Source organism: Azospirillum sp. UENF 111221, from assembly GCF_058780625.1.
This window is the reverse complement of the sequence record NZ_JBSNCH010000003.1, coordinates 688,506-704,461: the sequence shown is the minus strand read 5'-3', so window position 1 is coordinate 704,461 and position 15,956 is coordinate 688,506. Positions and strand designations below refer to the sequence as shown.

Below are 15,956 nucleotides of genomic sequence, written 5' to 3'. Positions count from 1 at the left end.
CCGGTGCCGCCGCGACCGCTTTGTGGACCGACACCGGGGGAGCGCTTGACATGACCGTCCCCAGCATGAGTTTCCGGGACCGACTGGCTCAGGACCACGTCGTCCTGGCGCCCGGCGTCTATGACGCCTTCACCGCTTCGGTGGCCACCGCCGCCGGGTTCGAGGCGCTGTACCTGTCGGGCGCCGCCATCGCCTACACCCGGCTGGGCCGGCCCGACATCGGGCTGGTCTCGGTCAGCGAGGTGGCCGACACCATCGCCCTGGTGCGCGACCGCGTGCCGACGCCGCTGATCGTCGATGCCGACACCGGCTATGGCAATGCACTGAACGTGCAGCGCACCGTGCGCATGTTCGAGCGGGCCGGCGCCACCGCCTTGCAGCTGGAGGACCAGAGCTTTCCCAAGCGCTGCGGCCACCTGACCGACAAGGCGGTGATCCCGGCCGGTGAGATGGCCGGCAAGATCAAGGCGGCGGTCGATGCCCGCGCTAGCGACGGCACGCTGATCGTCGCCCGTACCGATGCGGTGGCGGTGGAAGGCGTTTCGGCAGCCCTTGACCGCGCCCGCCTCTATGTCGAGGCAGGGGCCGACGTGCTGTTCGTCGAGGCACCGAAAAGCCGCGAGCAGCTGTCCGCCATCGCCACCGACCTGGGCGGCATCCGCCCGCTGCTCGCCAACATGGTCGAGGGTGGGCAGACGCCGATCAGTTCCGCCGCCGAGCTGGGCGAGCTGGGTTACCGGCTGGTGATCTTCCCCGGCGGAATCGTGCGAGCGCTCGCTCGGCAAGCGCAGGACTATTACGGCTCGCTGGCGCAGCACGGCACCACCCAGCCCTTCCGCGACCGCATGTTCGACTTCAACGCGTTGAACGACCTGATCGGCACGCCGGAGATGTTGGCGCTCGGCGAGACTTATAAGGACTTTGGCCCCGCCAAGCGGGAGGACGCAGCATGACCACCAGAACCACCGCCATCGACCCCGTCACGCTGGCCGTCCTGAAGGGCCGGCTGGAGCAGATCGCCGACGAGATGGACGCGACGCTCTACCGCTCCGCCTTCAACCCGATCATCGCCGAGGCGCGCGACGCCTGCCACGGCCTCTACCATGCCGAGACCGGGGCAACGCTGGTGCAGGGCACCAACGGCCTGCCGATCTTCGTCGGCGCCATGGCCTTCGCGGTCAAGGCGGTGATCGACAAGGTGGCGAAGGAGGGCGACCTTCATGCGGAAGACATCTTCCTGTTCAACGACCCCTATGACGGCGGCACCCACCTGAACGATTTCCGTCTGGTGCGGCCGATCTTCCGTCAGGGGCGGCTGTTCTGCTGGATGGCGTCGGTCGGCCACTGGCTCGACATCGGTGGCAACGTGCCGGGCAATTTCAACGCCCGCGCCACCGACAGCTTCCAGGAGGGCGTGCGCTTCCCGCCGGTGAAGTTGGTCAAGGCGGGCGTGATGAACCACGATTTGCTGGCGATCCTCGCCGCCAATTCCCGTGTGCCGGTGTCGAACTACGGCGATTTGAACGGGCAGCTTAACGCGCTGGACCTGGGGGTGCGCCGCCTGACCGAACTGCTGGACGAGCATGGCGAGGAGACGGTCTCCGCCGCCTTCGATGCCTTCACCGCGCGGGCCGACGCGCTGATGCGCAGCGCCGTGTCGAAGCTGCCGGACGGCACCTACAGCTTCGAGGATTATCTCGACAATGACGGCATCACGGCGGACCGGCTGCTCATCGCGTTGGACCTGACCATCGACGGCGAGCGGATGACGCTGGATTTCTCGCGCTCATCGGCTCCCTGCGCCGGGCCGCTGAACATCGCCTATTCCACCGCGGTGGCCTGCTGCTATGTCGCGCTGAAGCATGTCTTCACCGACGTGCCCGCCAATGCCGGCTGCCTCAACCCGATCACCTTCGTCATCCCGGAAAGCACCCTGCTGGCGGTCAAGCCGCCCAAGCCGGTCGGCGGCTATACCGAGACGATCCTGCGCGTGATCGGCGTGGTGTTCGGTGCGCTGGCGCTCGCCGATCCGACCCGCGCCACCGCCGCCCCCTTCGGCACCATCAACGCGCTGTCGCTGGCCGGCCACCGCAAGGACGGCTCGCGCTGGGTCATGTTCTCCTTCTTCGGCGGGGGCCTGGGCGGCAATCCGGAGACGGACGGGCTGAACCACGCCAACAACCCGATCTCCACCGCCACCATCCCGCCGGTGGAAATCCTGGAGGCCGCCTATCCGGTGATGTTCACCCAATGGGCTCTGCGGCCGGACTCCGCCGGTGCCGGCCTGCATCGCGGCGGGCTGGGTGCGGTCTATGAGATCGAGGCGCTGACCGACGCCGATGTCTTCCTGCTGGGCGAGCGCGGCGTCTTCTCGCCCTTCGGCGTGGCGGGCGGCACTCCTGCGGCGCTGAACCGTTTCAGCTGGCAGAGCGACGAGGGCGAGAAGTCGCCGCCGCTCGCCTCCAAGGTCACCGACGTGAAGATCCGCGACGGTCAGCGCGTGCGGCTGGAGACGCCGGGCGGCGGCGGCTGGGGCGACCCGAAGCGGCGCGATGCCGAGGCTGTCGCCCGCGACGTGCGGCTCGGCTATCTCGGCCGTGACGCGGCGCACAGCGCCTATGGCGTGGCGCTGACCGACGACGGCGCGCTCGACATCGCCGCCACCGCGACCTTGCGCGAATCCTCCGTCGCCTGACGATTCCGGGATCCAAGACCATGAGCAACGGTATTTCCAAGGGCGCCATCGTCGGCGTCGATGTCGGCGGCACCTTCACCGACCTGTTCCATTACGACGAGGCGCGCGGCAGCTTCCGCACCGCCAAGGTTCCCTCCAACCGCGGCGACGAGGCGGTCGGCTTTCTCGCCGGCCTGCAGAGCTTCGGCCCCGTCGCCGAACTGGGCTCCATCGTCCACGGCACCACCGTCGGTACCAATGCCCTGCTGGAGCGCAAGGGCGCCAAGGTCGGGCTGATCACCACCGCCGGCTTCCGCGACGTGTTGGAGATGCGCCGCCGCGACCGCCGCCAAACCTGGGGCCTGTGGGGCGATTTCGTTCCCGTCGTCGACCGCGACATGCGGCTGGAGGTGGCGGAGCGCACGCTGGCCGACGGCACCATCCGCAGCGCCATCGACCCGGAGGAGGTGCGCACCGCCGCCCGCAAACTCGCCGACCAGGGGGCGGAGGCGCTCGCCATCGTCTTCATCAACGCCTACGCCAACCCGGCCAACGAGCTGGCGGCGCTGGAGGCGGCGCGCGAGGTGTGGCCGAATGCCAACCTCGAATGCTCGTCCCGCATCCTGCCGGAAATCCGCGAGTTCGAGCGCACCTCGACCACCGCGCTCAACGCCTATCTCCAGCCGGTGGTCGGCAGCTATCTCGCCAAGCTCGACAACGCGCTGGCCGGCGAAGGGTTCGGCGGACGCTTCCATATCGTGCAGTCGAACGGCGGCGTGATGTCCACCGACACGGCGCGGCGGCTGCCGGTGCGCACCGCCCTGTCGGGGCCGGCGGCCGGCGTCATCGCCGCGGCGGCGATCTCCAAGGCGGCGGGCTTCCCCAACGTCATCACCGGCGACCTTGGCGGCACCAGCTTCGACGTGTCGCTGGTGGTGGAGGGGCAGACCATGCTCGCCGCCCAGACCACCATCGATTTCGGTCTGGTCGTCCGCACCCCGATGATCGAGATCACCACCATCGGCGCCGGCGGCGGCTCCATCGCCGGGGTCGATCCCGGCGGCATGCTCCAGGTCGGGCCTGAGAGTGCCGGTTCCAGGCCGGGGCCGGTCTGCTACGGCCAGGGCAACACCCGTCCGACCCTGACCGACGCCAATGTCCTGCTCGGCCGCATCAATGCCGAGCGCCCCATCGGCGGCAAGCTGGCGCGGCTGGACGTCGATGCCGCCCGCACCGCCATCGCCACCCATGTCGCCGAGCCGCTCGGCCTTGAAGTCATGGCGGCGGCGGAAGCCGTGGTGCGCATCGCCAACAGCAAGATGGCCGGCGCCATCCGCCTCGTCTCCATCGAGCGCGGCCATGACCCGGCCAAGTTCGCCGCCGTGCCCTTCGGCGGCGGCGGGGCGCTGCATGTCGGCGCGCTGATCAAGGAGGTCGGGCTGAAGGCGGCGCTGGTGCCGCGCTTCCCCGGTGTGACCTCGGCTCTCGGCTGTGTCATCGCCGATATCCGCCACGATCAGGTGCAGACGGTCAATCTGCCGCTGGCGGGCATCGACGCTCGCTCGCTCGACCGCCGCATGGTGGAGGAGGCGACCGCCGCCCGCGCCGTGGTGGAGTCCGCCGGTCTCAGCGTCGAGCGCATCGACCTCGTCTTCGAACTCGATATGCATTACATCGGCCAGACCCACACGGTCGCCGTGCCGTTGCCGGTGTCGGTCGAGAACGGCAGCACGGGGATCGACGAGGCGACCATCCGCTCCGCCTTCGAGCGTGCCTATCAGGCCTCCTTCAGCCGCCTGCTGCCGGGTGTCGGCGCCAAGATCGTCAATCTGCGCACCGCCGCCATCGGCCGCCGTCCGCATTTCGACCTCTCCGCTTTGGCTCCGGCCGCCGGAACGACGGTGGAGGGCGCCCATGCCGGGTCGCGGCCGGTGTGGTTCGATGGGGCCTGGCACGAGACCGCCGTCTACAACCGCCTCGATCTGCCGGCCGGCGCGATGATCCAGGGGCCGGCGATCCTGGAGCAGCCGGACGCCACCACCGTCATCGACCCCGACCTCAGCGCCCGTGTCGACGGCTTCGGCAACGTCATCGTGGAAAGGAGCACCCGATGAGCGGCACCGCCATTCCCATCGAGCGCACCGCCCTGCTGGTCTGCGATCTGCAAAATGACTTCCTCCATCCCGATGGCGCCTATGGCCGCGCCGGACAGACGGCGCCCGAGATCGTAGCGCTGCCGGAGCGGGTGAAGCCGCTGGCCGACCTGCTGCGCTCGCGCGGCGGCTGGGTGATCTCCACCAACTTCACCCTGGTGCCGGGCCGCGGCGGCGAGCCGATGATCTCGCCGCATCTGAAATCGCTGCGTCCTTTCCTGGCCAAGGGCGATTTTCAGCCCGGAGGCTGGGGACATCGCACGGTGGATGTGCTCCAGCCCGTCGATGTCGAGGTGGAGAAGGTCGCCTATTCCGCCTTCTACATGTCGCGGTTGGAATGGGTGCTGGCGAAATGCGGGGTGGAACGGCTGCTGGTCTGCGGCATCGTCACCAATGGCGGCGTCGCGTCGACCGTGCGCGACGCCCATGTCCGCGATTTCGAGACGATCCTGCTGGAGGACGGTTGCGCCGCCTTCAGCCCGGAGGTGCATGAGGTTTCCGTCGCAGCACTGCGTCCGGTCTGCCGGGTGGCAACGGTCGGGACCATGCTGGAGGAGGTGGCGAATTCATGAGCCGTATCCTGCCTGCCGATGGCGTCGAGTTCGAGTTCACCGTCCCCGTCGTCGTGATCGGCGGCGGAGCGGCCGGAATGGTCGCGGCGCTGTCCGCCCATGAGCAGGGTGCCGGCGTGCTGGTGCTGGAGCGCGATGCCCTGCCGCAAGGGTCCACCGCCCTCTCGGCCGGGCTGATCCCGGCGCCGGGCACCCGTTGGCAGCGCGACGCCGGGATCGAGGACAGCCCGGAGCGATTCGCCGCCGACATCCTCGCCAAGGCGAAGGGCGAACCCGACCGGGCCGAGGTCGACCGCGTCGCCCAGGCGGTTGGGCCTGCCCTGGAGTGGCTGGCCGACCGTTACGGCCTGCCGTTTTCGGTGGTGGACAATTTCAGCTATCCGGGTCACAGCGCCCGGCGCATGCATGGACTGCCCAGCCGGTCGGGAGCGGAGCTGATCGACCGGCTGCGCGGCGCCGTGGAAACAGCCGGCATCGACGTGCTGTGCGAGGCGCATGTCACCGCGCTCCATGCCGATGGCGCACGGATTCGCGGTGTCGAGATCACACGTCCCGACGGCAGCGTCGAGCGGGTCGGCTGCGGTGCGCTGGTCCTGGCCTGCAACGGCTATGGCGGCAACAGGGCGCTGGTCGGGCAGCATGTGCCGGAACTGGCCGACGCGCTCTATTTCGGCCATCCCGGCAACCAGGGAGATGCGCTGCTGTGGGGCGAGGTGCTGGGGGCGGCAACCCGGCACTTGTCGGGTCATCAGGGCCATGGCTCCGTGGCACACCCCGCGGGCATCCTCGTCACCTGGGCGACGATCACCGAGGGCGGCGTGCAGGTGAACACGGAGGGCCGGCGCTTCTCCAACGAGGCGCAGGGCTATTCGGAGCAGGCGGCGGTGGTGCTGCGCCAGCCGGGCGGCATCGCCTGGACCGTCTTCGACGAGCGCATCGCCGGCATCGCCCGCCAGTTCGAGGATTTCCGGCAGGCCGAGGCGATGGGTGCGGTGCTGAGCGCCGACACGCCGGCCGAACTGGCCCGGCTGATGAAGATCGACGCGGATGCCCTCGCCGCCACGCTGGCCGACATCGATCGGCTGAAGGCGGAGGGTGGAGCCGACGGGTTCGGCCGCGATTTCGCCGGCTCGGCCCCGCTGGGTGCTCCCTACCGCGCCGTCCGGGTCACCGGCGCCCTGTTCCACACCCAGGGCGGGCTGGTCGTCGATGACGAGGCCCGCGTTCTGGACGGGCGGGGGACGCCGCTGCCCAACCTCTACGCCGCCGGCGGGGCCGCCTGCGGCGTATCGGGGTCCAAGGCGTCGGGCTATTTGTCCGGCAACGGCCTGCTGACCGCGGTGGCGCTGGGGCGCATCGCCGGGGTGGCCGCCGCGGGCGCCGTAAAGGAGGAAACCAACCGATGACCTCGCAGCCACGCAGCCTGTTCGAGAAGGTCTGGGACGCCCATGTCGTGGCGACCCGGCCGGACGGTCAGGCCCTGCTCGCCATCGACCGTCATTTCCTGCACGAGGGGTCCTTCCACGCCTTCGGCATGATCGACCATGCCGGCCGCGAAGTGCGCCGGCCGGAGCTGACCTTCGCCGTCGCCGACCATTACGTTCCCTCGCACAGCCGGTCCAGGCCGATTGCCGATCCCGAGATCGCCAACATGGTGACGATGCTGGAGGCGAATGCCGGCCGCCACGGCCTGCGCCATTTCGGCCTTCACGATCCGGCACAGGGCATCGTCCATGTGCTGGCGCCGGAACAGGGGCTGACGCTGCCCGGCCTGACCATCGTCTGCGGCGACAGCCACACCTCGACCCACGGGGCTTTCGGCGCGCTGGCCTTCGGCATCGGCGCCACCGAGGTGTCGCATGTGCTGGCGACCCAGACCCTGTGGCAGCGTCGTCCCAAGACGATGCGCATCACGGTGGACGGGGTGCTGGGGCCGCATGTGACGGCCAAGGACCTGATCCTGGCGGTGATCGCCGCCATCGGTGCCGACGGGGCCGCCGGCCATGTCATCGAATATGCGGGCAGCGCCATCCGCGCCCTGTCGATGGAGGGCCGCCTGACCGTCTGCAACATGTCGATCGAGGCCGGGGCGCGGGCCGGCATGATCGCCCCCGACGACACCGCCTTCTCCTGGATCGAGGGCCGGCCCTTCGCCCCGAAGGGGGGTATGTTCGACCGCGCTGTCGAGCATTGGCGCACCCTGCCCAGCGAAGCGGGTGCCGTCTTCGACCGCGAGGTGACGCTGGATGCCGCCGACATCGCCCCGGCGGTGACCTGGGGCACCAGCCCGGAAACTGCGGTTCCGGTGACGGCGGCTGTTCCCGACCCCGGTGCGGAGGCCGACCCGGTGCGCGCCGGCCAGATGCGCAAGATGCTGGACTATATGGGCCTTGCCCCCGGCATGGCGCTGAAAGAGGTGGCCATCGACCGCGTCTTCATCGGCTCCTGCACCAATGCCCGTCTGGAGGATTTGCGCGCCGCCGCCGCGGTGCTGCGCGGCCGTCGCGCCGTGGTGCCGGGGCTGGTGGTTCCGGGCTCGGTCCCGGTGCGCATGCTGGCGGAGGCGGAAGGGCTGCACCGCGTCTTCATCGACGCCGGGCTGGAATGGGGCGAGCCCGGCTGCTCGATGTGCGTCGGCATCAACGGCGACCTCGTTCCGGCGGGGGAGCGCTGTGCCTCCACCACCAACCGCAATTTCCCCGGCCGCCAAGGGCCGAACGCCCGCACCCACCTGATGAGCCCGGCGATGGCCGCCGCCGCCGCTGCGACTGGCAAACTCACCGATGTCCGCAAGCTGGGAGTTTCCTGAGGATGGAGCCCTTCGTCACGCTGACCGCGCCGGCGGTGCCGCTCGACATCGCCAACATCGACACCGACCAGCTTCTGCCCGCCCGTTTCCTGAAGAAGCCGCGCAGCGCCGGCTACGGCAACTTCCTGTTCCATGACGAGCGAAAGCCGGGTTTCCCGCTGGACGACCCGGCCTATGCCGGCGCCCGCATTCTGGTGAGCGACCGCAATTTCGGCTGCGGATCCTCGCGCGAGGGCGCGGTCTATGCGCTGGTGGACGGTGGCTTCCGCTGCGTCGTCGCCCCCAGCTTCGGCGACATCTTCGCCGCCAACGCCGCCAAGAACGGCCTGCTGACCGTCACCCTGCCGGAGGATGTGGTGGCATCGCTGCGCCGCCAGTTGCAGGCGACGCCCGGTGCCACCGTCACCGTGGACCTGCCGGCCCAGAGCCTGACCGGTCCGGACGGCCGGGCGCTGTCCTTCGCCATCGATCCCTTCAAGAAGGACTGTCTGGTCGAAGGGTTGGACGACGTGGCCCTGACCCTGCGCCACCAGGACGCCATCGACGCCTTCGACCGGACGGATGCGGAGCGGCGGCCCTGGGTGGTGCCGGGCAGGGGGTAACCTACTCCGCCTCTATCCCCAGAACCTCGGCGGCGATTCTCGCGACGTTGCCGTTGATGGGGGGCGGGGCGATGTTGACACCCTCCTTCAGCGCGGCGGTGACGATCTCCAGCACCTTGGTGCGGGCATGCCATTTGGAGTTCGCCTCCACCGCATGCCAGGGCGCGTTGGCGGTGGAGGTGCGGTCGAACATCGTCTCCGCCGCCTTGACGTAATCGTCCCATTTGGCGCGGTTGCGCAGGTCCTCCTCGGTCAGCTTCCAGCGCTTGTAGGGGTTCTTCATCCGCTCGCGGAAGCGCTCCAGCTGCTCTTCCGGGGTGATGTGCAGGAACAGCTTGACGATGCGCACGCCGTCGTCGGTCAGCAGCCGTTCGAACTCGTTGATCTCGTCATAGGCGCGCTTCCACTGGTCCTTGGTGGCGAACTTCTCAACCCGCTCCACCATGACGCGGCCGTACCAGGACCGGTCGAAGATTGCGAAGGTGCCGGGCGCCGGCAGCTTGGTCCAGAAGCGGTACAGGTAATGCTTTCCCTGCTCATCCGCGGTGGGGGCGGAGATCGGCCAGACATGGAAGCCGCGGGGGTCGAGCGGCTCGGTCATGCGACGAATGGCCCCGCCCTTGCCGGCCGCATCCCAGCCTTCGAACACCACGATGGCGCGGCGTTTCTCATGCCAGTAGGTCTGCTGGATGTGCAGAAGCTCCTTCTGCAGCTTGCCGAGTCGGCGGTCGTATTCCTCCGCCGTGTCGATCCGCGCCTGCTCCTGGTCCAGTTTACCGAGGCGGATTTTCGAGACCTTGCCGGGCTTCTCGGCCATGCGTTGTATCCTGTGCTGGTGGGGTCGGTTGCGGCTTGCCGACAGGGCGGGCGGAACCTTCACCGCCCCTGCGGGTTGTCCGGCGGGGGCACGGTGTCGGCATCTGCGTCGGCGCCGGCACACCCGTGAGGGGAAAAGCACCGATGCCGTCTGGTCGATCCCACAACGGGGAGCGGCAGGCTGTCAACGGAGAAGCAGGGCCAAGGAAGGGGGTTCCATGAGCATCGTCGGACCGCGCATCTACAACCTGTTTCCGACCCTGGTCGGTCCCGTGCGCGATTGGGCCGGGCACCTGCCGCGGATCCAGGGGATGGGTTTCGACTGGATATTCCTGAACCCGATCCACCAGCCCGGATTCTCCGGCAGCCTCTATGCCGTCAAGGACCCCTACCGGCTTCACGATGCGCTCCGCAGCGGGTCGCACGACAGCGACGACGAGCTTCTGCGCCGCTTCACGGCGGAGGCCGCCGCTCACGGCCAGTCGGTGATGATGGACTTCGTCATCAACCACACCTCGCGCGATGCGCTGCTGGTCGAGCGCCACCCCGACTGGTACAAGCGCGGCGCCGACGGCGACCTGCACCGTCCGGGCGCCGTCGATCCCAACAACACCACCCATGTCACGGTTTGGGGCGACCTCGCCTCCCTCGACTATGACCGGGCGGACTCGCGCGCCGGGCTGGTCGGCTACTGGTCCGACTATCTGCGCCATTACATCGGTCTTGGCGTAAAGGGCTTCCGCTGCGACGCCGCCTATCAGGTGCCGGCGGAGGTGTGGAAGAGCCTGATCGACGCCGCCCACGCCGTAAATCCGGAGGTGAAGTTCTTTGCCGAGACGCTGGGCTGCTCCGTTGAGCAGGTGCGCGAGCTGTGCGGCGCCGGCTTCGACTTCCTGTTCAACAGCGCCAAATGGTGGGACTTCAAGGCCGACTGGCTGCTCGACCAATATGAGGAATTCCGCTGGATCGCGCCGTCCATCGCCTTCCCGGAAAGCCACGACACCGACCGGCTGGCCGCGGAGGTCGGCAGCCAGGACGCCGTGCGGCTCGCCGCGCAGCTGAAGATGCACTACCTGTTCGCGGCCAGCTTCTCCACCGGCGTGATGATGCCGGTCGGCTACGAGTATGGCTTCACCCGCAAGCTGGACGTCGTGCGCACCGGCCCTGCCGACTGGGAAGAGCCGAAGCTGGACCTGACCGGCTTCATCGGCGCCGTCAACGCCATGAAGGCGGCCACCCCGGCCCTGAATGTCGAAGGGCCGCAGCGCCGCGTGACCTCTCCGCATAGCCCGGTGCTGGGACTGATCCGGCAGGTGGACGGCGCCGCGCTCGACCAGCCCGACGGCTGCGCCATCCTGGTGCTGAACCCGGACGAGAACCGGACGCACACGCTGGATGTCGGCCCGATCCTGGCGGCCACCGGCGGCACCTACGAGGCGTTCGAGGATGTGACGCCGGAGGCCGAGCCGCTGCCGATGGAGCCTGGCGCGCCGATGACGTTGCGCCCGATGGAACTGCGCGTCTTCCGCGCCCGCGCCGCCCGCAGCCACGCCATCGAACTGCACGATGTGGAAGAGCGGGAATGGATGGACTCCATCGCCGCTGGCCGCATGACCATCGAGAATGTCTATCCGGAACTGGACGGCGGACGGTTCGCGATCAAGCGGGCGGTCGGCGATGTGATGGAGGTGTGGGCCGACATCTACACCGACGGCACCTTCGTGCTCGCGGCATCCGTCATGTACAGGGCGGACGGCGACGAGGCGTGGAGCGAAGCGCCGATGCGCTTCCACGAGAATGACCGTTGGGTCGGCCGCGTGCCACTGACCCGCAACGCCCGTTACACCTACAGCATCGAAGCCTGGCGCGACGTTTGGGAAAGCTGGCGCGCCGACTTCAAGAAGAAGGTCGATGCCGGCATGGTCGTCGATCTGGAACTGGTGGAAGGGCGCCGCTTCGTCGAGCAGGCGCTGGAACTGAACCATGGGGACGGGCGCGGGGCGCTCCAGGCGGTGATCGAGCGGATGCAGGCGCTGTCGGGTCGCGAAGCCATCGACTATGCCCTGTCGGACGAGCCGCGCCGCGTCATGACGCAGTATGGCGAGCGGCAGTACAAGTCACGTTACGTGCGTGAGTTGGAGGTCTATGTCGACCGCACCGCCGGCGCCTATTCGGCATGGTTCGAGATCTTCCCGCGTTCCGCCTCGCCCGATCCATCGCGTCCCGGTACTTTCGACGACGTGGTCAATCTGCTGCCCATGGTGCGCGACATGGGCTTCGACGTGCTGTATTTCCCGCCGATCCATCCTATCGGCCGCGCCTTCCGCAAGGGTAAGAACAACACGCTCAATCCTGGGCCGGACGACCCCGGCGTGCCCTATGCCATCGGTGCGGAGGAGGGCGGGCACGACGCCATCGACCCGATGATCGGCGATTTCGACAGCTTCCGCCGGCTGGTGCGCGAGGCCAAGCGTCATGGAATCGAGATCGCGCTGGACTTCGCCGTTCAGTGCTCGCCCGATCATCCCTGGGTGAAGGAACATCCGCACTGGTTCTACTGGCGGCCCGACGGCACCATCCGCTATGCCGAGAATCCGCCGAAGAAATACCAGGACATCGTCAATGTCAGCTTCTACCGCCAGTCCTATCCGGACCTGTGGTACGCGCTGCGCGACGTGGTGCTGATGTGGTGCAAAGAGGGGGTGCGCATCTTCCGCGTCGACAACCCGCACACCAAGCCTTTCCCCTTCTGGGAATGGATGATCCGCGAGGTGCAGGACCGCTACCCCGACGCCCTGTTCCTGGCCGAGGCCTTCACCCGTCCGAAGCTGATGAAGCGTCTGGCCAAGGTCGGCTTCACCCAGTCCTACAGCTATTTCACTTGGCGCAACACCAAGGCGGAACTGACCGAATATCTGACGGAACTGACTGAGAGTGAATCGCGGGAGTATATGCGGCCGAACTTCTTCGCCAGCACGCCTGACATCCTGCCGCCGATCCTGACAAATGGCGGCCGGCCGGCGCACATGATGCGGGCGGTTCTGTCGGCGACGCTGGCCGGCGTCTATGGGCTTTATGGTCCGTATCTGCTGTGCGAGGCGGAGGCCTATCCCGGCAAGCAGGAATTCAACCACTCGGAGAAGTACGAGGTCCGGCACTGGGACTGGAACAGGCCTGGCAACATCCGCGACTATGTGACCGCCATCAACCGCATCCGTGCCGAGAATCCGGCACTGCAGCAGTTCACCAACCTGAAATTCTACAACGCCTTCGACGACAACATCCTGCTGTATGGAAAGATGACGGCGGCGAAGGACAACGTGATCCTGATCGCGGTGAACCTGGATCCGCACAACGGTCATGGCGGGACCATCGAGGTGCCGCTGTGGGAGCTGGGCCTGCCCGACGGTGCCCATGTCCAGGTGGAGGACCTGTTCAGCGGCCACCGCTTCACCTGGATCGGCAAGTTCCAGCATGTCTGGCTGGATTCCGCACCGCAACCCGGCCGCAATCTGGCGGATCGTGCCGCCCGGGGTGTGAGTACGTGACGTCGGCGGCAGATACACTCTGCCGCCGAAGAACCCTGCCGCCGAAGAAACTCCCCAATAAAAAAGCGGCCCTTGAGGGCCGCTTTTTAAATTCCGTCTATGCGCCGATCAGCGCCGGCGGATCATCGTCACGCCGCCGACGGTCTTATCCAGAAAATCGATCATGGTGTCAGGCTTCGGCCCGACCGACGAGGCGGCGAACGACATCCACCAGCGGGCCATCGGGGTGGTCCAACCGTAGCGGTCGGCAATGGTCTGAACATCCATGGTAGAGGACATGGTCGTCTGGGCGGTCGCCGCGGCGCGGGTGGCGCTGGACGGGGTAACCTGAGATTCGACGCTGTGCATGGTTCCTCCCAACGGGGACATAAGGTGTCCGCTTATGCGGTACCTTAGCTCTCAACCGCTGGAAGGGGCAGAGTGGCTTTGGTGCTAACGGGTACTATACCTTTGGCTGCAAAGGTCCCATGCCCTAGGCCGCTCCTTTCAGGCAGGTGGCTGCGGCAATCCGCTGGCCCATCCCAGGAAAGCAACCAGCGCCGCGCGGTTGGCCGGGCGCAGCATCAGGGCCAGCCGCACCCACAGGGGTGAAAGCTTGTATTCGGCGGCCATCTCCCGGACTTCCTCCGGCGACAGACGCAAATCGGAAGCGGGATTGTTGCTCACCGGGCAGTCCTCCACCATTGCCAAAGGTTACGATGGATGAAGAACAATCCGTCGGACCGGCAATCGCGCAGGCGTTTGTGACAAAAAATGGCCGGTCTTTACTTGGCGGCCAGCAATGCCCGTGGTGCCCGGTCGGCCCCGCTGGCCAGCGGCACCTTGGGATTCCCGATCCAGGCGATGACGTCGTTGACCACCAGCTTGCCCTTCAGGTCGCGCAGCAGCATGTGATAGCCGTCGGGATAGACGGCGACGACATGCCGCCCGCCGGATTTAAAATCCTTCAGGGCACGCTCGACCGGCAGCGGCGGCAGAACCTCCTCATGGGCGCCGTAAAGCACCAGCGATGGCGTTTGGAGATGCTGGCAGGCGTCGAGTGCCGACCCCATCAGGTCGGTCAGCCCTTCCAGCGCATCGACGCGGGAGCCCTTGATGACCAGGGGATCGCGGCCGAGAGCCCGCAGCATCTCGATGTTGTCGGACGGGCGGATGTCCAGATCCTTCGGCGGATGCACCACCATCCCGGGAACCAGATTGTAGGTGATCCACAGCGCGGCACGCGGGAAGAACCCCATCGCCTGCCGCCCCCAGACGGCGGGGGCGACCAGGATGGTGCCGTCGACCTTGGGCGGGTTGGGGCCGGTCATCGCGCTCAGCACGACGGCGCCGCCCATGCTTTCGCCCATCAGATAGACCGGCACGCCGGGATGGCGCTTGTGCACCATCTCCACCGCGGTGCGGGCGTCGCTGACCAGCGTGGGGGTACCGGCCCACACGCCACGTTCGCGAGTGGCGCCGAAACCGCGCTGGTCATAGGCGTAGGTGGCGATGCCGGCCGTGGCGAAGTCGCGGCCAGCGCCGTCGAAGGCGTTGGAATAGTCGTTGTAGCCGTGCAGGGCCACCACCGCGGCCCGCACCTTGCCGTCGGCCGGCAGCCAGGAGCGCATGGGCAGCTCGAAACCGTCGGCGGCGATCAGCACCTTGTCGTTCAGCTGCGGCTGGACGACGGCCATCCCCATCGGTTGGAAATCCGCGGCACAGCCGCCAAGCAGAAGCCCTAACCCGAGAACAGCCGCCATTCCGCTATGCCGCATGGATTACCCCTGTGTCGCTGTGAGCACCACCCGTCAGTTGGAGGAATATATCTTCAAGATCCGACTCTTCGGTCGTGACATCGACGATCCCAATTCCGGAAGCCGCCAGAGCGGACAGGATGGCGCCGGCACGCTGGCGGCTCGGGTGGTAGCGGACGACCATCCGCCGCGGTTCCGGCATCTCCACCGTGTAGCCATCCAGCGCGGGCGGGGCGGCGGTCAGGTCACGCTCCAGGGTCAGGCACAGCGCCTTGTTGTCGACCCGGCGCAGCAGCGTCGTCTTCGGCTCGCACGCCACCACCTGCCCGTGGTTGATGATGGCGATGGTGTCGCACAGCTCCTCCGCCTCCTGCAGGTAATGGGTGGTCAGCAGGACGGTGGTGCCGGACTTGTTCAGCGTGCGCACATAGTCCCACAGCTGGCGGCGCAGCTCGACATCGACGCCGGCGGTCGGCTCGTCCAGGATCAGCACCGGCGGCGTATGGACCATCGCCTTTGCCACCATCAGCCGGCGCTTCATGCCGCCCGACAGCGAGCGGGCGTGGGCATCGGCCTTGTCGGCCAGCCCGACGGCGTCGAGCAGTTCGTCCGTCCGGCGCTCCTTCTTCGGCACGCCGTAGAGGCCGGCCTGAAGCTCCAGCATCTCGCGCGGGGTGAAGAAGGGGTCCATGTTGAGTTCCTGCGGCACCACGCCGATGGAGGCGCGGGCGCGGCGCGGATGGTCGGCCACCTCATGCCCCCAGATGGTGGCAGTGCCGCCGGTCTTGTTCACCAGCCCGGCGAGGATGTTGATCATCGTCGATTTGCCGGCGCCGTTGGGTCCGAGCAGCCCGAACAGCGATCCGCGCGGAATGGCGAGGTCGATGCCCTTCAGCGCGTGCTTCGGCCCGGCTTTTCCGGTCGGCTGGTAGATCTTGGTCAGGCCGCGCAGCTCCACCGCGTTGGCCGGGAGCGAGACGGGCGTGGGGGTATCGGTTGGCGCGGCCATTGATCCTGAACCATGATGTTTGCGGTTTGCGAAAAAG

At 67.7% G+C, this 15,956-nt stretch carries 12 protein-coding genes and 1 pseudogene; 8 read left to right on the top strand and 5 right to left on the bottom strand.

The window, feature by feature from the left end; genetic code table 11:
* The first annotated feature begins 50 nt into the window (after positions 1 to 50).
* Genes ACWPN3_RS11300 through leuD form a run of 7 tightly spaced genes read left to right on the top strand, consistent with a single transcriptional unit; the run spans position 51 to position 8,810 of the window.
* Complete coding sequence (locus tag ACWPN3_RS11300; RefSeq protein WP_492242855.1) at positions 51 to 953, top strand: isocitrate lyase/PEP mutase family protein; 903 nt, start codon at positions 51 to 53, stop codon at positions 951 to 953.
* Entirely contained in the window at positions 950 to 2,695 is a 1,746-nt protein-coding gene (locus ACWPN3_RS11295; RefSeq protein ID WP_492242854.1) for a hydantoinase B/oxoprolinase family protein, read from the top strand. The genes ACWPN3_RS11300 and ACWPN3_RS11295 overlap by 4 nt, the downstream gene beginning before the upstream one ends.
* A gap of 20 nt (positions 2,696 to 2,715) precedes the next feature.
* Positions 2,716 to 4,788, top strand: coding sequence for a hydantoinase/oxoprolinase family protein (locus ACWPN3_RS11290; protein ID WP_492242853.1), 2,073 nt, complete (start codon positions 2,716 to 2,718; stop codon positions 4,786 to 4,788).
* A complete protein-coding gene (locus ACWPN3_RS11285) occupies positions 4,785 to 5,399 on the top strand; it encodes a cysteine hydrolase family protein (RefSeq protein ID WP_492242852.1) in 615 nt (204 codons plus the stop codon). Before ACWPN3_RS11290 ends, ACWPN3_RS11285 begins: the two co-directional genes overlap by 4 nt.
* Complete coding sequence (locus ACWPN3_RS11280; protein ID WP_492261382.1) at positions 5,396 to 6,805, top strand: FAD-dependent oxidoreductase; 1,410 nt, start codon at positions 5,396 to 5,398, stop codon at positions 6,803 to 6,805. Before ACWPN3_RS11285 ends, ACWPN3_RS11280 begins: the two co-directional genes overlap by 4 nt.
* Positions 6,802 to 8,208 (top strand): 3-isopropylmalate dehydratase large subunit, encoded by a 1,407-nt coding sequence (gene leuC, locus ACWPN3_RS11275; RefSeq protein WP_492242850.1) that lies wholly within the window; start codon positions 6,802 to 6,804, stop codon positions 8,206 to 8,208. The genes ACWPN3_RS11280 and leuC overlap by 4 nt, the downstream gene beginning before the upstream one ends.
* 2 nt (positions 8,209 to 8,210) lie before the next feature.
* A complete protein-coding gene (gene leuD / locus ACWPN3_RS11270; protein WP_492242849.1) occupies positions 8,211 to 8,810 on the top strand; it encodes a 3-isopropylmalate dehydratase small subunit in 600 nt (199 codons plus the stop codon).
* Position 8,811: 1 nt separating this feature from the next.
* Here leuD and ACWPN3_RS11265 read toward each other — a convergent pair whose 3' ends face one another.
* The gene (locus ACWPN3_RS11265) at positions 8,812 to 9,627 is read right to left on the bottom strand and encodes a polyphosphate kinase 2 family protein (RefSeq protein ID WP_109096669.1); all 816 of its coding nucleotides are present in this window, start codon (positions 9,625 to 9,627) and stop codon (positions 8,812 to 8,814) included.
* Positions 9,628 to 9,844: 217 nt separating this feature from the next.
* On the opposite strand from ACWPN3_RS11265, the pseudogene ACWPN3_RS11260 reads away from it, so the two are divergent.
* Positions 9,845 to 13,166: pseudogene (locus ACWPN3_RS11260) on the top strand (maltotransferase domain-containing protein).
* Positions 13,167 to 13,282: 116 nt separating this feature from the next.
* Here the strand turns inward: ACWPN3_RS11260 and ACWPN3_RS11255 are convergent.
* The 4 genes from ACWPN3_RS11255 to ACWPN3_RS11240 all read right to left on the bottom strand — a co-directional run bounded on the left by ACWPN3_RS11255 (position 13,283) and on the right by ACWPN3_RS11240 (position 15,919).
* Positions 13,283 to 13,522 carry a hypothetical protein gene (locus tag ACWPN3_RS11255; protein ID WP_492242847.1) on the bottom strand — a complete coding sequence of 80 codons (240 nt, stop codon included), beginning with the start codon at positions 13,520 to 13,522 and terminating at the stop codon, positions 13,283 to 13,285.
* A gap of 138 nt (positions 13,523 to 13,660) precedes the next feature.
* Positions 13,661 to 13,840: a hypothetical protein gene (locus tag ACWPN3_RS11250; RefSeq protein ID WP_492242846.1), complete on the bottom strand. Its 180-nt coding sequence runs from the start codon at positions 13,838 to 13,840 to the stop codon at positions 13,661 to 13,663.
* Positions 13,841 to 13,938: 98 nt separating this feature from the next.
* Positions 13,939 to 14,856 carry an alpha/beta hydrolase gene (locus tag ACWPN3_RS11245; protein WP_492261381.1) on the bottom strand — a complete coding sequence of 306 codons (918 nt, stop codon included), beginning with the start codon at positions 14,854 to 14,856 and terminating at the stop codon, positions 13,939 to 13,941.
* A 64-nt stretch (positions 14,857 to 14,920) separates the two neighbouring features.
* Positions 14,921 to 15,919 carry an ABC transporter ATP-binding protein gene (locus tag ACWPN3_RS11240; protein ID WP_492242844.1) on the bottom strand — a complete coding sequence of 333 codons (999 nt, stop codon included), beginning with the start codon at positions 15,917 to 15,919 and terminating at the stop codon, positions 14,921 to 14,923.
* Positions 15,920 to 15,956 lie beyond the last annotated feature (37 nt).

Bases quoted from the DNA above. Each gene is read 5' to 3' on its own strand.
- ACWPN3_RS11300 (WP_492242855.1), top strand. From the start codon at position 51: ATGACCGTCCCCAGCATGAGTTTCCGGGACCGACTGGCTCAGGACCAC.
- ACWPN3_RS11295 (WP_492242854.1), top strand. From the start codon at position 950: ATGACCACCAGAACCACCGCCATCGACCCCGTCACGCTGGCCGTCCTG.
- ACWPN3_RS11290 (WP_492242853.1), top strand. From the start codon at position 2,716: ATGAGCAACGGTATTTCCAAGGGCGCCATCGTCGGCGTCGATGTCGGC.
- ACWPN3_RS11285 (WP_492242852.1), top strand. From the start codon at position 4,785: ATGAGCGGCACCGCCATTCCCATCGAGCGCACCGCCCTGCTGGTCTGC.
- ACWPN3_RS11280 (WP_492261382.1), top strand. From the start codon at position 5,396: ATGAGCCGTATCCTGCCTGCCGATGGCGTCGAGTTCGAGTTCACCGTC.
- leuC (WP_492242850.1), top strand. From the start codon at position 6,802: ATGACCTCGCAGCCACGCAGCCTGTTCGAGAAGGTCTGGGACGCCCAT.
- leuD (WP_492242849.1), top strand. From the start codon at position 8,211: ATGGAGCCCTTCGTCACGCTGACCGCGCCGGCGGTGCCGCTCGACATC.
- ACWPN3_RS11265 (WP_109096669.1), bottom strand. From the start codon at position 9,627: ATGGCCGAGAAGCCCGGCAAGGTCTCGAAAATCCGCCTCGGTAAACTG.
- ACWPN3_RS11255 (WP_492242847.1), bottom strand. From the start codon at position 13,522: ATGCACAGCGTCGAATCTCAGGTTACCCCGTCCAGCGCCACCCGCGCC.
- ACWPN3_RS11245 (WP_492261381.1), bottom strand. From the start codon at position 14,856: ATGGGGATGGCCGTCGTCCAGCCGCAGCTGAACGACAAGGTGCTGATC.
- ACWPN3_RS11240 (WP_492242844.1), bottom strand. From the start codon at position 15,919: ATGGCCGCGCCAACCGATACCCCCACGCCCGTCTCGCTCCCGGCCAAC.